14 protein-coding genes and 1 tRNA gene are annotated in these 14,262 nt (G+C 67.8%); 8 read left to right on the top strand and 7 right to left on the bottom strand.

Annotated features, from left to right (window positions below):
• Positions 1-95 precede the first annotated feature (95 nt).
• Positions 96-2,837, bottom strand: coding sequence for a pyruvate dehydrogenase (acetyl-transferring), homodimeric type (gene aceE / locus LVY72_RS10275; protein WP_237820488.1), 2,742 nt, complete (start codon positions 2,835-2,837; stop codon positions 96-98).
• A gap of 339 nt (positions 2,838-3,176) precedes the next feature.
• Between aceE and LVY72_RS10270 the strand changes: the two genes are divergently transcribed.
• The 6 genes from LVY72_RS10270 to LVY72_RS10245 all read left to right on the top strand — a co-directional run bounded on the left by LVY72_RS10270 (position 3,177) and on the right by LVY72_RS10245 (position 7,486).
• Positions 3,177-3,596, top strand: a complete 420-nt coding sequence (locus LVY72_RS10270; protein WP_237820486.1) for a DUF3052 domain-containing protein — start codon at positions 3,177-3,179, stop codon at positions 3,594-3,596.
• A 3-nt stretch (positions 3,597-3,599) separates the two neighbouring features.
• The gene (locus tag LVY72_RS10265) at positions 3,600-4,058 is read left to right on the top strand and encodes a peroxiredoxin (RefSeq protein WP_237820484.1); all 459 of its coding nucleotides are present in this window, start codon (positions 3,600-3,602) and stop codon (positions 4,056-4,058) included.
• A 13-nt stretch (positions 4,059-4,071) separates the two neighbouring features.
• The gene (locus LVY72_RS10260; RefSeq protein ID WP_237820482.1) at positions 4,072-4,944 is read left to right on the top strand and encodes an NAD-dependent protein deacetylase; all 873 of its coding nucleotides are present in this window, start codon (positions 4,072-4,074) and stop codon (positions 4,942-4,944) included.
• Positions 4,945-5,029: 85 nt separating this feature from the next.
• Positions 5,030-5,102 (top strand) — tRNA-Val (locus tag LVY72_RS10255).
• A 188-nt stretch (positions 5,103-5,290) separates the two neighbouring features.
• On the top strand, positions 5,291-6,727 hold the full coding sequence (gnd, locus tag LVY72_RS10250; RefSeq protein WP_237820480.1) for an NADP-dependent phosphogluconate dehydrogenase: 1,437 nt from the start codon (positions 5,291-5,293) through the stop codon (positions 6,725-6,727).
• Between the two features lie 132 nt (positions 6,728-6,859).
• Complete coding sequence (locus tag LVY72_RS10245; RefSeq protein ID WP_237820478.1) at positions 6,860-7,486, top strand: DedA family protein; 627 nt, start codon at positions 6,860-6,862, stop codon at positions 7,484-7,486.
• A 10-nt stretch (positions 7,487-7,496) separates the two neighbouring features.
• Here LVY72_RS10245 and LVY72_RS10240 read toward each other — a convergent pair whose 3' ends face one another.
• From LVY72_RS10240 to msrA, 5 genes are all read right to left on the bottom strand, one after another.
• A complete protein-coding gene (locus LVY72_RS10240; RefSeq protein WP_237820476.1) occupies positions 7,497-8,267 on the bottom strand; it encodes a DUF2182 domain-containing protein in 771 nt (256 codons plus the stop codon).
• Between the two features lies 1 nt (position 8,268).
• Complete coding sequence (locus LVY72_RS10235; RefSeq protein ID WP_269092388.1) at positions 8,269-8,874, bottom strand: DUF1326 domain-containing protein; 606 nt, start codon at positions 8,872-8,874, stop codon at positions 8,269-8,271.
• An 83-nt stretch (positions 8,875-8,957) separates the two neighbouring features.
• The gene (epsC, locus tag LVY72_RS10230; protein ID WP_237820472.1) at positions 8,958-9,545 is read right to left on the bottom strand and encodes a serine O-acetyltransferase EpsC; all 588 of its coding nucleotides are present in this window, start codon (positions 9,543-9,545) and stop codon (positions 8,958-8,960) included.
• 74 nt (positions 9,546-9,619) lie between these two features.
• Entirely contained in the window at positions 9,620-10,555 is a 936-nt protein-coding gene (gene cysK, locus LVY72_RS10225) for a cysteine synthase A (RefSeq protein WP_237820470.1), read from the bottom strand.
• 116 nt (positions 10,556-10,671) lie between these two features.
• Positions 10,672-11,196 (bottom strand): peptide-methionine (S)-S-oxide reductase MsrA, encoded by a 525-nt coding sequence (gene msrA, locus LVY72_RS10220; RefSeq protein WP_237820468.1) that lies wholly within the window; start codon positions 11,194-11,196, stop codon positions 10,672-10,674.
• Positions 11,197-11,309: 113 nt separating this feature from the next.
• Here msrA and LVY72_RS10215 point away from each other — a divergent pair, with 113 nt between their 5' ends.
• Together LVY72_RS10215 and LVY72_RS10210 are read left to right on the top strand one after the other, a co-directional pair.
• The gene (locus LVY72_RS10215) at positions 11,310-12,368 is read left to right on the top strand and encodes a Nif3-like dinuclear metal center hexameric protein (RefSeq protein ID WP_237820466.1); all 1,059 of its coding nucleotides are present in this window, start codon (positions 11,310-11,312) and stop codon (positions 12,366-12,368) included.
• Between the two features lie 80 nt (positions 12,369-12,448).
• Positions 12,449-13,189 (top strand): zinc ribbon domain-containing protein, encoded by a 741-nt coding sequence (locus LVY72_RS10210; RefSeq protein WP_237820464.1) that lies wholly within the window; start codon positions 12,449-12,451, stop codon positions 13,187-13,189.
• Positions 13,190-13,260: 71 nt separating this feature from the next.
• Here the strand turns inward: LVY72_RS10210 and LVY72_RS10205 are convergent, their stop codons facing one another.
• Entirely contained in the window at positions 13,261-14,244 is a 984-nt protein-coding gene (locus LVY72_RS10205; RefSeq protein ID WP_237820462.1) for a hypothetical protein, read from the bottom strand.
• Positions 14,245-14,262: the final 18 nt, after the last annotated feature.

The raw sequence follows: 14,262 nt of genomic DNA, 5'->3' as shown, positions 1-14,262 counted from the left end.
TCCTGGCCGGGGGGAAGGGACGACGACGGCGGGCCCCCGTTGCCGGGAACCCGCCGTCGTCAGCCTGCCGCCTCGGGCGGCCTTCTACCGGTGGCTCAGGACTCGCCGCCGGCGTTGCCGGAGGTACCGGCATTGACGTCGTTGAGCTTGTAGCGCTCGAACGCCTCCTTCGGTGCGTTCTGGTCCACCTCGCCGCGGCGGGCCAGCAGCTGCAGCGCCCGGACCACGATCGAGTGGCTGTCGATCTTGAAGTACCGGCGGGCCGCGGCCCGGGTGTCCGAGAAGCCGAAGCCGTCGGCGCCCAGGGTGGCGAATTCGTTGGGCACGAACTGGCGGATCTGGTCCGGCACGGCCTTCATGTAGTCGCTGACCGCGACGATCGGGCCGGCGGCACCCTCGAGCTGCCGGGTGACGAACGGCTTGCGGGCCTCGGCACCGGGGTGCAGGAAGGACTCTTCCTCGGCGGCCAGGCCGTCGCGGCGCAGCTCGGTCCAGCTGGTCACGGACCAGACATCGGCCGAGACGCCCCACTCCTCGGCGAGGATCTGCTGGGCCTCCAAAGCCCACGGCACGGCGACGCCGGAGGCCAGCAGCTGGGTCCGCGGTCCGTCCACCTTGGCCGGGGCGAGCAGGTAGATGCCCTTGACTACGCCCTCGACGTCCAGTTCCTCCGGTTCGGCCGGCTGCACGATCGGCTCGTTGTACACGGTCAGGTAGTACATGACATTGGGATCCGGATGGGCTCCGCCGTACATGCGCTCCAGGCCGGCACGCATGATGTGCCCGATCTCGTAGCCGTAGGCCGGGTCGTAGGTGACCACGGCCGGGTTGGTGGAGGCCAGCAGCGGGGAATGTCCGTCCGCGTGCTGCAGGCCCTCGCCGGTCAGCGTGGTCCGGCCGGCCGTGGCGCCGATGACGAAGCCGCGGGCCATCTGGTCCGCTGCCGCCCAGAAGAAGTCGCCGGTGCGCTGGAAGCCGAACATCGAGTAGAAGATGTAGATCGGTACCAGCGGCTCGCCCTGGGTGGCATACGAGGTGCCGGCGGCAGTGAACGCTGCCGTGGAGCCGGCCTCGTTGATGCCGGTGTGCAGGATCTGGCCCTGCGGCGACTCCTTGTAGGCCAGCACCAGGTCGCGGTCCACGGACAGGTAGTTCTGGCCCTTGGGGTTGTAGATCTTCGCCGTCGGGAAGAACGAGTCCATGCCGAAGGTCCGGGCCTCATCCGGGATGATCGGGACCACGCGGGCACCGAATTCCTTGTCCCGCATCAGGTCCTTGAGCAGGCGCACGAACGCCATCGTGGTGGCCGCCTGCTGCTTGCCGGAACCGCGCTTGGCCACCTCGTAGGCCTTCTCCTCGGGCAGGTGCAGCGCGGTGTGCTTGGTGCGCCGTTCCGGCACGGATCCGCCCAGGGCGGCGCGGCGCTCCATCATGTACTTGATCTCCGGCGCGTCCGGGCCCGGGTGGTAGTACGGCGGCCGGTACGGGTCGGCCTCCAGCTGCTCGTCGCTGATCGGGATGCGCAGGTGGTCGCGGAAGTCCTTCAGGTCCTGCAGGGTCAGCTTCTTCATCTGGTGGGTCGCGTTGCGGCCCTCGAAGTGCGTGCCCAGGCCGTAGCCCTTGACCGTCTGGGCCAGGATCACCGTCGGCTTGCCCTCGAACTCCATGGCGGCCTTGTAGGCGGCATAGACCTTGTTGTAGTCGTGGCCGCCGCGCTTGAGGTTCCAGATCTCCTGGTCGCTCATGTTGGCGACCATGTCCTTGGTCTTCGGGCTCTTGCCGAAGAAGTGCTCGCGCACGAAGCCGCCGGACTCCGCCTTGTAGGTCTGGTAGTCCCCGTCCGGGGTCTCGTTCATGATCCGGACCAGTTCGCTGTCGTCGTCCCGGGCCAGCAGGGCATCCCACTCGCGGCCCCAGACTACCTTGATCACGTTCCAGCCGGCGCCGCGGAAGAAGGCCTCCAGCTCCTGCATGATCTTGCCGTTGCCGCGCACCGGGCCGTCCAGGCGCTGCAGGTTGCAGTTGATCACGAAGGTCAGGTTGTCCAGCTTCTCGTTCGTCGCCAGCTGCAGGAAGCCGCGCGAATCCGGCTCGTCCATCTCGCCGTCGCCTAGGAACGCCCAGACGTGCTGCTGGGAGGTGTCCTTGATCCCGCGGTTGTGCAGGTAGCGGTTCAGCTGGGCCTGGTAGATCGCGTTGGCCGGACCGATGCCCATCGACACGGTGGGGAACTCCCAGAAATCGGGCATGTTCCGCGGGTGCGGGTAGGACGGCAGGGCATGGCCCTCGCGGGACTTCTCCTGCCGGAACCCGTCCAGGTCTTCCTCGGACAGCCGGCCCTCCATGAATGCCCGGGCGTACATGCCGGGCGAGGCATGGCCCTGGAAGAAGACCTGGTCTCCGCCGCCGGGGTGGTCCTTGCCGCGGAAGAAATGGTTGAAGCCGACCTCATAGAGGGTCGCCGCCCCGGCATAGGTGGAAATGTGCCCGCCGACGCCGATGTCGGGCCGCTGTGCCCGGTGCACCAGCATGGCGGCATTCCAGCGCATCCACGCCCGGTACCGGCGCTCGGTCTCCTCGTCGCCGGGGAATTCCGGCTCCTGGTCGGCCGGAATGGTGTTGACATAGTCCGTGGTGGTCACCATTGGCACACCCACGCTCTTGGCACCGGCGCGCTGCAGGAGCGAGCGCACGATGTACTGGGCCCGCTCGGTTCCGCGGGTTTCCACCAAATCGTCGAAGGACTCGATCCATTCGGCGGTTTCTTCTGGATCGCGGTCCGGCAGCTGGCTTGTCAGCCCGCTTCGGATGTGCGAGGTGTCTTCTCCTGCGCTCACGTCCAACCTCTCCTACGTGCAGATTGTGTCTGCGCTTAATATGGTCAACCGTCCCGGCGGGATGTACCGCCGGGTGCGTCCGCACCCGTGTGCCGGGCCGTCGCGTGGACAATGCCGCCGCAACCGGGTCCAGGTGCGCGGACATTCCTTCTGCCACTCTATCCGCTGCGCAAGCCGGAGCGTATCTAGATGAAGCGGACGCTGCTGACTGCGTCCGCTGCGGGCCTGCACCTTGATGCAGACGGCTCTCAGGGTGTTGGCTGGTACCTATCAATGTTGTCCGCGATGGACGACAGCAGATAAATTGCACTAAAGACCGTTCCATACAGGAGGAGCACAGTGGGCGAGGCCGAGGCCGCCGCAGTGGATAACGTGGCAGGCAAGTTGGGTTTCAAAGAGGGAGACCTGATCCAGGAGTTGGGCTACGACGAGGACGTGGACTTCGATCTGCGGGCCGACATCGAGGACTTCGTTGGCGCTGAGCTGCTCACCGAGGACGATCATGACGTGGTCGACGGCGTGATTTTGTGGTGGCGCGACGGCGACGGCGACCTGGTCGATGCGCTGGTCGATGCCTTGACCACCCTTGCCGACGGCGGGGTGGTCTGGGCACTGACGCCCAAGTCCGGGCGGGACGGCTATGTCCCGCCGAACGAGATCCAGGTTGCGGCCCCGACGGCGGGGCTGCATGCCACCTCGTCCGCCGGCGTCTCCAACGACTGGGCCGCTACCCGCCTGGTCAGCAAAAGGAACAAGTAGCCCATGACACTTCCCGAAGTAGGCCGTCCCGCGCCCGATTTCGAACTCTCTAACCAGTTCGGCGAGCCAGTCCGGCTGTCCGACCTGCGCGGCGGGAACGTCGTCGTGGTGTTCTATCCCTTCGCCTTCTCCGGTGTCTGTACCGGTGAACTGTGTGCCCTGAGCGACGACCTCGGCACTTTCCGCAGCGAAGACGCCCGCGTCCTGGCCGTCTCGGTGGACCACAAGTTCGCGTTGCGTGCCTTCGCCGAGCAGGAAGGCTACGAGTTCGATCTCCTGGCCGATTTCTGGCCGCACGGCGCCGTGGCGCAGACCTATGGCGTGTTCGACGACGCCTCCGGCATGGCCGGGCGCGGAACCTTTATCATCGACGCCGAAGGCATCCTCCGCCACGTGATCCAGAGTCCGCGCGCCCAGGCCCGGGACATCCAGGAGTACCACCGCGTCCTGAAGGAACTCTAGGACCGGAGCGCCGATGCCGCACAGCCTGCCGGGGCACGAGACGGCGGCCAGCAGGACCTCGGACCTGCTGGCGCAGGCGCTCGGGCTCCTGGCCGGCAGCCGGCTGGCCGTGCTGACCGGCGCCGGGCTCAGCACGGACTCGGGCATCCCGGACTATCGGGGGCCCACCTCGGTGCCCCGCAGCCCCATGACGTACCAGCAGTTCGTGTCGGACCCGGTGCTGCGCCGACGCTACTGGGCCCGCAACCATGTGGGCTGGCGCCACATGCACCGGGCGGCGCCCAATGCCGGGCACTTCGCCATCGCCGCGATGGAACGCCGCGGCCTGCTGACCGGGCTGATTACCCAGAACGTGGACCGGCTGCACTCGGCGGCCGGCAGCAGGCAGGTCATCGACCTGCACGGCCGCTTCGACGAGGTCATCTGCCTGGACTGCCGCAGGATCATCAGCCGCTTTGCCCTGGCCGAGCGGCTGGAGGCGCTCAACCCCGGCTTCGAGACCGGGCCGGCCGACGCCGCCGACGTCGCCCCGGATGCCGACGCCGATGTCGGAGCCACCGACAGTTTCGTCGTGGCGGACTGCCAGGCCTGCGGCGGGATGCTCAAGCCGCACTTCGTCTACTTCGGCGAGAGCGTGCCCAAAGACCGGGTCGAGGCCGCCTACGCCCTGGTGGACCGGGCCGGCGCCCTGCTGGTGGCGGGCACCTCGCTGACCGTGATGAGCGGGCTGCGCTTCGTCCGGCACGCGGCCAAACACGGCACGCCGGTGGTGATCATCAACCGTGGCACCACCCGCGGCGACGAACTGGCCACGGTCAAGATCGACACCGGGGTGTCCGGATCCCTCACCTTCCTTGCGGGCGCCCTGCCGGCACCTGCCAGTTAGGATTTCGCAACTGCCATCCGGTAGAGTGGAACCTCGTGATGTTGCGGCGGATAACGCTCCGCGGTCCCGCCGAAAACATTGCGATGGGTCTTTAGCTCAGCTGGTAGAGCGCCACGTTTACACCGTGGATGTCATCGGTTCGATCCCGGTAGGACCCACCGCACAAGAGCCCCGGCAACGGGGCTCTTGGCGTTTAACCGGCACCGGCCTGCCGCGCTTCGATGCAACGTTCGGCAACGCCTTCGCGGCCTGCCGCCCGCGCGGCTAGGCTGGGACAGACGACGTCGGCCTTCCGCGGGCCGTGCCCCGGATCCTGCCGGGGCCGAGTACGAGCAATGGAGAATCAATGAGCGCACAAATCGGTGTGACCGGACTGGCCGTGATGGGTGCCAACCTGGCCCGCAATTTCGCCCGCAACGGCTACACGGTGGCCCTGCACAACCGTTCGGTCGCCAAGACGGACGCCCTGCTCGCTGCCCACGGCGACGAGGGCAGCTTCGTCCGGACCGAGACCCTGACTGAGCTCGTCGACGCGCTGGAGAAGCCGCGCCGGGTGCTGATCATGGTCAAGGCCGGCAAACCGGTGGATTCCGTCATCGACCAACTGGTGCCGCTGCTGGAGGAGGGCGACATCGTCATCGACGCCGGCAACTCCCACTACGAGGACACCCGCCGCCGCGAGGCCGCGCTGGCCGGGAAGGGCCTGCACTTCGTGGGCATCGGCGTCTCCGGCGGCGAGGAGGGCGCCCTGCTGGGCCCGTCCATCATGCCCGGCGGCTCCCGCCAGTCCTATGACTCGCTCGGTCCGATGCTGGAGAAGATCGCCGCGAAGTACGACGGCGAACCCTGCTGCCGCTGGGTGGGCACCGACGGCGCGGGGCACTTTGTGAAGATGGTGCACAACGGCATCGAATATGCCGACATGCAGGTCATCGGCGAGGCCTATGACCTGCTGCGCGCCGGGGCGGGCATCGAGCCGGCCGAGCAGGCGGAGATCTTCGCCGAATGGAACAAGGGCCAGCTGTCCTCGTTCCTGATCGAGATCACCGCCGAAGTCCTGGCCCACACGGACGCGAAGACCGGCAAGCCGTTTGTCGACGTCGTGGTGGATTCCGCCGGGCAGAAGGGCACCGGCCGCTGGACGGTCGTTTCCGCGCTGGAGCTGGGTTCCCCGGTGTCGGGCATCGCCGAGTCCGTCTTCGCCCGCGGCCTGTCCTCGCAGCGGGACCAGCGCGCCATCGCCCAGGACGTGCTGACCGGTCACGAGCAGCAGCCCGAGGTACCCGAGGGCTTCATCGAGGATGTCCGGCAGGCGCTGTTCGCCTCCAAGCTGGTGTCCTATGCCCAGGGCCTGGACATGCTCGGCTCCGCCGCCAAGGAATACGGCTGGGACCTGAAGCTGGACGAGATCGCCTCGCTCTGGCGCGCCGGCTGCATCATCCGCGCCGAGCTGCTGGACGACATCATGAAGGCTTACGCCGGCGGCCAGCAGCCGGCCAACCTGCTGTTCGCCCCGGCCTTCGCCGAGGCCATTGCAGCGGCGGTCCCGGCCTGGCGGCGTGTGGTGGCCACCGCCGTACAGCTGGGCATCCCGGTGCCGGTCTTCTCCAGCTCGCTGGCCTACTATGACGGGCTGCGCCGCAAGCGCCTGCCGGCCGCGCTGACCCAGGGCCTGCGGGACCTGTTCGGCGCCCATACCTACCAGCGGGTCGACGGCGAGGGGACCTTCCACACGCTCTGGAGCGGGGATAAGTCCGAGGTCGAGGCCGTCGACACCCACTGATCCGCGCTGCTGCGGGTCCCGGTATCCCGGGGCCCGCAGCAGGCATGCCGCAAGATGGCCGTTCACCTGCCGTCCGGGCAGGGGCATCATTGACTCCAGGGGGTCCGGCAGACCGCGAGGAGGCAATGTCCCGTGAGCGGCTTCCTCAGCGGCATCCTGGGTCTCAACCCCTTCCTGGCCCTGGCCATCGTGGGCCTGCTGGTTTTCGCCGAGGACGCCTTGTTCGTCGGCTTCGTGATTCCCGGTGAGACCGCGGCGGTGCTCGGCGGCGTGCTGGCCAGCCGGGGGCATGTGGACCTGTGGGCGATGATGGCCCTGGTTGTCCTGGCCGCGATTGTCGGGGATGCGGTGGGGTATGGGCTCGGCAAGCGTTTCGGGCCCAGAATCGTCAACAGCAAGGTCCTGGACAGACGCCGGGCCAAGCTGCGGAACGCGCAGGATTTCCTGCACCGGCACGGAGGCTACGCCGTTTTCTTCGGCCGGTTCCTCGCGTTCTTCCGCGCGCTCATGCCCACCTTGGCCGGCACGTCCCGGATGCACTACCCGCGGTTCCTGGTCTTCAATGCGGCCGGGGGACTGGTCTGGGGTGTCTGCTTCGTGCTCCTGGGCTACCTGGCCGGGAACTCCTATGAAGCCGTTGCCCGGGTGGTCGGAACCGGTGTCACTGCCGCCGTCGTCGTCATTACCCTGGCCGCACTGGCCGTCTGGCGGATCCTCCGGATGCGCCAGGGCCGCCGCCGCACGGCGCCGGAAGCGTAGCCGCGGACCACTACATCATCATCTCCGGGGCTATATACAGCCCGGGCAGCAGCCAGGGGTTGGCCGGCACGAAGCAGGCGAAGACAATCAGCGCCGCACCGGCGACCCGGCTGAAGACGATCCCGTGCTGCCAGGTCTTTTCCAGCAGGACGGCGGCCGCGATGACGGCCATCCACGCCAGGTTCATCACGCCGACGGTGATCAGCACCAGCATCAGCCCCCAGCAGCATCCCACGCAGTACAGCCCGTGGTACACGCCCACCCGCACGTCCCGGAACCGCCCCTGGTAGCCGGACACATGCAACAGGAACGCCACCGGCGAACGGCAGTGCCGGAGGCAGAAGTTCTTCAGCGGCGTCAGCTGGTAGATCCCGGCGGCCACCAGCAGCCCGGCGCCAACCCACGCCGCTGCCACCGGGGCCTCGGTGGCCAGCCGGCCTGCGAACAGGGCCGCGGCGTAAGCCAGGACGCCGAAGCCGGTCCAGGTAAGCAGGTACCCGGCTACCAGCGCGGCGGTCCGGCCCGCCCGGACCCAGCTGCTGTGTTCGGCGCGAATGGACCGCAGGTAGGCGGACAGCAGCGGCGCCAGCGACGGCAGCATCATCGCGGTCATCATCAGCGCCCATCCGGCGAGGAAGCCGGCCAACCCCAGCCCCATGGCGCCCGGCCCGGGCGGCATCCCGGCGGCCAGCTGCACCGTGAGGAACCAAGCCAGCAGCGCGGCGGCAATCAGGGCCAGCCAGCCCGGATGCGGACGTGTGGCCAGCCAGGCGCGGGCCACCCTAGGCGGACCAGGCGAAGGGGGCCGAGAAGGAGTTCTTGCCGGCATTGTCCCAGGTCATCCCGAACACGTCGATACGCGATGAGGTGGCCGTGCCGGCTGCCAGCGTGTCGGCTGGGAAGCCGACGCCGCTGACCTTCACGCCTTGCCCGGTATGGTCCAGCGGCGAGACAAAGTCCTCGACCACCATGTTCACCGCGTCGCCGATCCGGACCTCGTGACGGTGTCCGTCGTCGGAATAGTTGATCGGGACAGACTCCATGCCGACCATTTCGCCGATCAGGGGGCCCAGGGCCGCCATCGGACCACCGCGCTGGCCGCCAAAAACCGCGCCGAGCGCGTCGGCCTGCTCGGCGGTGGCGGACGCGTCCATCAGGACACCGACCTTCCAGCCGCCTTCGCTCATCACGGCCGGGGCATCGGACACCACGCAGACCGTCAGGCCGGCGACGTCGACACCATCGACGTCGCCGGTGTCTACATGGAAGGCCAGCGCCACATGGCAGCGTTCGTTATCCGCCGGCGCGGTCTGGCCCGAAGTGGTACACGGACAGACCATGTCGCAATTGCAGTTTTCGAAGTATGTACCTTCGATATGCCAGGACATTCGAGGCTCCCTTCAAAGAGGCACCCCCATTGTGAATTGTCCTCCGCCGCAAAAAACCGGTCAATCGCCGGTCCGGGTCCGGATCAGATCCACATCGCCGGGTCGATGTACTCGGCCGGATCCACTGCCGGCTTCGTCTCCCGCTGCGGATCCCGGTGCCGGAAGGTGGCCGGGATACCGGTGATGATGGACTCCGGCGGTGCGTCCTTGACCACGACGGCGTTGGCGCCGATGGCGCTGTCCGCGCCGATCACCACGGGGCCGAGCACCTTGGCGCCTGCCCCGATGACCACGCGGTCGCCGATGGTTGGGTGGCGCTTGACCTTGGCCAGCGAGCGGCCGCCGAGGGTGACCCCGTGGTAGATCATCACGTCCTCGCCGATCTCGGCGGTCTCGCCAATGACCACACCCATGCCGTGGTCGATGAAGAACCGGCGGCCGATGGTGGCGCCCGGATGGATTTCGATGCCGGTCAGGAAGCGGGCCGCCTGCGAGAGCAGGCGGGCCGGCAGCCGGAGCCGGGGATCCGCCCACATTTTATGCGTCAGCCGGTGCACCCAGATCGCGTGCAGCCCGGAATAGGCAAGCATGTTTTCGACTTGACCGCGGGCCGCCGGGTCATGGGACCTGGCGGCCTCGAGGTCTTCACGCAGTCGCGCAATGAATCCCACGGTGATCTACCTGCTGATCTTCCTGATTGAGCAACAAACCGTGGCAGTCAGGGGACTGCAGCGGTCCTGGCGGTTTAGCCGCGGATGTCGTCGTAGAGAATCGTGGAGATGTAGCGTTCCCCGAAGTCAGGGACCACGGCCACAATCAGCTTACCTGCGTTTTCCGGCCGCTTGGCCACCTGTAGGGCGGCCCAGACCGAAGCACCGGAGGAGATGCCGCCGAGGATGCCTTCCTTGATCCCCAGATCGCGGGCGACGGCGACGGCCGCGTCCGTGGGCGCGTCCAGCACTTCGTCGTAGATGCGGGTGTCCAGGACTTCGGGCACGAAGTTCGCGCCCAGGCCCTGGATCTTGTGCGGGCCCGGGTTGCCGCCGGTGAGGATGGGGGAGTCGGCCGGTTCCACGGCCACGATCTGCAGCTCGGGCTTCTTCTCCTTGAGGAAGCGGCCGGCGCCGGTGATCGTGCCGCCGGTGCCGACGCCCGCGACCAGGATGTCGACGGCGCCGTCGGTGTCTTCCCAGATTTCGGCGCCGGTGGTGGCGTAGTGGATGGCCGGGTTGGCCTCGTTGGCGAACTGCTGGGCCCAGATGGCGTTGTCGGTGGTGGCGACGATTTCCTTGGCCTTCTCCACCGAGCCGCGCATGCCCTCGGACCCGGGGGTCAGCACAATCTCGGCACCGTAGGCGCGCAGCATGACGCGGCGTTCGGTGGACATGGTCTCGGGCATGGTCAGGATGACCTTGTAGCCGCGGGCGGCGCCGACCATGGCCAGGGCGATGCCGGTGTTGCCCGAGGTGCCCTCGACGATGGTGCCGCCGGGCTTGAGCGCGCCGGCCTTTTCCGCGGCGTCGACGATGGCCACGCCGATGCGGTCCTTGACGCTGTTGGCAGGGTTGTAGAACTCCAGCTTCACGGCGACCTGCGCGGGCAGGCCCTCGGCCAGGCGGTTCAGCCTCACGAGGGGGGTGCGGCCCACGATCTGGGTGACGTCGTCGTAAATGCGTGCCATGTTTCCTGCCTTACTTGGCCCTGCAGGCCATCGCGGATGGGATTGGACGAGGGCGCAGGAGCACGTGCGCCGCGGCTGCGCCCTCCTGCCAGCCTATCCAGTGGTCATGAACGGCCTCAGACCGAGAGCCATTCAGCGTAATATTTCCTGGCCTTGGCCAGCTTGGGGTTGATGATCACCTGGCAGTACCCGGCGTCCGGGTGCTTGGCGTAGTAGTTCTGGTGGTATTCTTCGGCCCGGTAGAACGTTGGCAGCGGTACCACCTCGGTGACGATCGGGTCGGCCCAGTCTTCCTGCGCCCGCGCGATGGCTGCCTCGAAGGTCTGTTTCTGTTCATCATCGGCGTAGAACATCGACGAGCGGTACTGGGTACCGACGTCGTAGCCCTGCCGGTTCAGCGTGGTGGGATTGTGCGAGGCGAAGAACATGCCGAGGATGATTTCCTCGGGCACTACGGACTCGTCGAAGGTCACCGCCACCACTTCGGCATGGCCGGTCATCCCGGAGCAGACCGCTTCATAGCCCGGATTGGCCAGCTGGCCGCCGGTGTATCCGGAGACCACCTCGCTGACGCCGCGGGTCTTCTGGTAAACCGCGTCCAGGCACCAGAAGCACCCGCCGCCCAGTACAAAAGTCTTCATGGCTATAACAATGCCGGAAACGTGCGGATGATTCCCGCGGACCGTGCAGGCTGGGTGTCTTGGGTCACGTAAACTTCGGGGCTTCGGGCCGTCCATGGGGTAGAAAAGGAGCTATGGAGCGGAACGCGCAGCAGGATGCGCAGCATAATGACACCCCTGTGACGGAAACCGGCAGCGGCGCCAGCAGCACTGAGCCGGAGGCTGCCATCAATTCCGGGCCGGAGGCCGCCAGCAAGACCGGTCCGGAGGCCGGCGGCGCAGCTGCCGGAGCCGAAGCACCGGCGGGTGCCAGCGAAGCGGCACCCGAGGCCGGCGGGGAACCCGGGGCCGGGAACGGCACGCCCGTGCTCGGCGAGGTCCTGCTCGCCGTCGAGGAACTCTGGCCCCGCTCGCTCGCCGAGCAGTGGGACGCCGTCGGGCCGGTAGTCGGCCGCAGCAACGCCCCGGTGCGGCGCATCCTGTTCGCCGTGGACCCCGTGGCCGAGGTGGTCGAAGAGGCCCTGACCTGGGGCGCGGACCTGCTGGTGACCCATCATCCGCTGCTGCTCAAGCCGGTGAACTCGGTGGCCGCCTCCAGCTTCAAGGGCAACATTGTCCATCAGCTGATCGAAGCCGGCTGTGCCCTGCTCACGGTCCACACCAACGGCGACAGCGCGGTCGGCGGCGTCTCGGATGTGCTGGCCGATGCCTTCGGGCTCCAGCACGTCAGGCCGCTGGCGCCATCGGCGAACGGGCTGCCGGAAGAAGGGATCGGGCGGGTCGGCGAGCTGGGCGAGTCGACGACGCTGGGTACCTTCGCCGAGACGGTGTTCAGCCTGATGCCGGCGGTTGCCGGTGGCGTGAAGGTCGCCGGCCACCGGGATGCCCTGGTACGTACAGTCGCTGTCTGCGGCGGAGCCGGGGACTCGCTGTTCGACGCCGTCCGCGAGGCGCAGGCCGATGTCTACGTCACCGCCGACCTGCGGCACCACCCCGCGTCCGAGGCCCGCGAGGCGGCCGCAGACGGCCGGCCCTACCTGATCGATGTCTCCCACTTCGGCAGCGAATGGCTGTGGCTCACCCCCGCGGCCACCGCTCTGGAGAACGTGCTCGCGGACCAGGGTTACGACGTCGAAATCCGCGTCAGCGGCATCAATACGGACCCCTGGGACTTCATTCTGACCCCAGCCTGATCCGCCCGCCGGGCGGTAGGCTAGGACGATGCGGAACCGCACGGTTCGGCAGCACTACCGATGGACACCTAAGGGGACATATGGCCAAGGCACCGGCATCCGAACAGCTGCGACTGCTTGATCTGCAGGCGCTGGACAGCAAGCTGGTCCAGCTCACGCGCCGCGCCGCCGCTGTCGCGAAGAACCCGGACATCGAGGCGATGCAGGGAAAGCTGGGCGCCGTGGACAATGACCTGGTTGCTGCCAGTACCGCGGCGGCTGACGCCGAACGTGAGCTCAAGCGTTCGGAAACGGACGTCGAAATGGTGCAGGGCAGGATCGACCGGGACCAGGCACGGCTGGACAGCGGGGCGGGCACGTCCAAGGACCTGACCGCGCTGCAGCATGAGCTGGTGTCGCTGAACAAGCGCCGCTCGGACCTGGAGGACGTGGAGCTGGAAGTCATGGAGCGCCTCGAGTCGGCCAAGGAACGGCAGGCGCAGGTCCAGCAGGTCCGCGACGGGCTGCGGACGGAGCTGGACGGGCTGGAACAGATCCGGGACCAGGAGCTGGCGGCGATCGAGGCGGACAAGGCCGAGACAGCCGGCCGGCGCAAGGAACTGGCCGGAACCTTCGACGCCGGACTGCTGGCCGTCTACGAGAAGACCTTGGCCCAGCGCGGCATCGGCGCGGCCCGGCTGTTCCACGGCAAGTCGGAAGGATCGGGCATGCAGCTGAGCCCGGGGGACCTGGCCGAGCTGAAGCAGGCCGCCGCGGACGACATCGTTTTCTGCCCCGACTCCGGCTGCATCCTGGTCCGCTCCGCCGAATGGGGCAGCTAGCCTAACGCCGCCTTAGCAGCATCGCCCCATCAGGCCTTTTCCCGCGTTCCGGGAACGCGGAGGGGAAGGAGCTAGAAGCCGGTCCGTTCCTGCGCGGGCGGAAGCCAGGCCAGTTCGCCGAGGCGCTGTTCGATGACGTGCCGTACCGCCTTGTACCCGGTGGCGTTCATGTGGGCCGAATTCAGCGACAAGCTGGGTGGTTTGTTGCCCAGTGCTTGCTCCCGCAGGTCCGACGCGGCCGGCCGGACACCCGTGATCTCCCAGACGCCCAGATGTGTCAGCAGGCCGTCGAGGTCCACGAAGCGGGGTCCGTAGCGGTCCTTGAGCGCCTCGTTGATGTGCCGGATTTTCCCCCGCACCGGGGAGGCTTCCGGCGTACCGGTATTCACAAAGTGTCCCCAGACCAGGACCCGCGGGCTCGTGGCGGACAGCCAGTCGTAAGCGTCGTAGGTCCAGCGCAGGATGGTGCCGGGATCACTGGTTCCCCGATGCTCGCCGGTCAGGTTGTTCTTGCCGATGTTCAGGTGGTTGATGCCGGTGCGGAATTCCCTGCCCTTCGCCGGCACGAACGGCGTCCCCTCCGGAATCCGGGCCGGCCGCCCTGGCCGGCTTCGGCGGAACGTGTAGCCGCGCTGCGCTCCGTGCGCCTTGGACAGTGTCCCCGGGATGCCGGCGAGGCTGCCGGCGGCGGTGAATGACGCGTGACCTGCTGCGCTCATCGACGGCGTCGTCAGGAGCGCAGGGCCGGAGGCCGGGATCGTGCCACGGTCCATCAGTGCCGGCCGGGATCCGAGCCGGGCCAGGGTCTGTTCGGCGGTCTGGCCGCCGGCCCCGCCATTGAAGTACTGCATACCGTAGGTCCGGGCGAGAAGTTCCAGTTCGGGACCGATCCGTTCCATCGTCGACGATCCCCACCAGGCCATCTTCAAACGGTGGCCGGCTCCCGGAAGCAGGCTCCGCGTATCCTCGAAAATGTCCGCCGCCGCAGTGAACGGCAATGCGGCCAGGAGCAGGCCCATTGCCGTGCGGCGCAGGATCGGAGCTTGCTGGGACAACCCGTGCCTCCTTCAATG

Source organism: Arthrobacter hankyongi (assembly GCF_022012395.1).
Taxonomy (GTDB): Bacteria; Actinomycetota; Actinomycetes; order Actinomycetales; family Micrococcaceae; genus Crystallibacter; species Crystallibacter hankyongi.
This window is presented reverse-complemented; position numbering and strand designations above follow the sequence as displayed.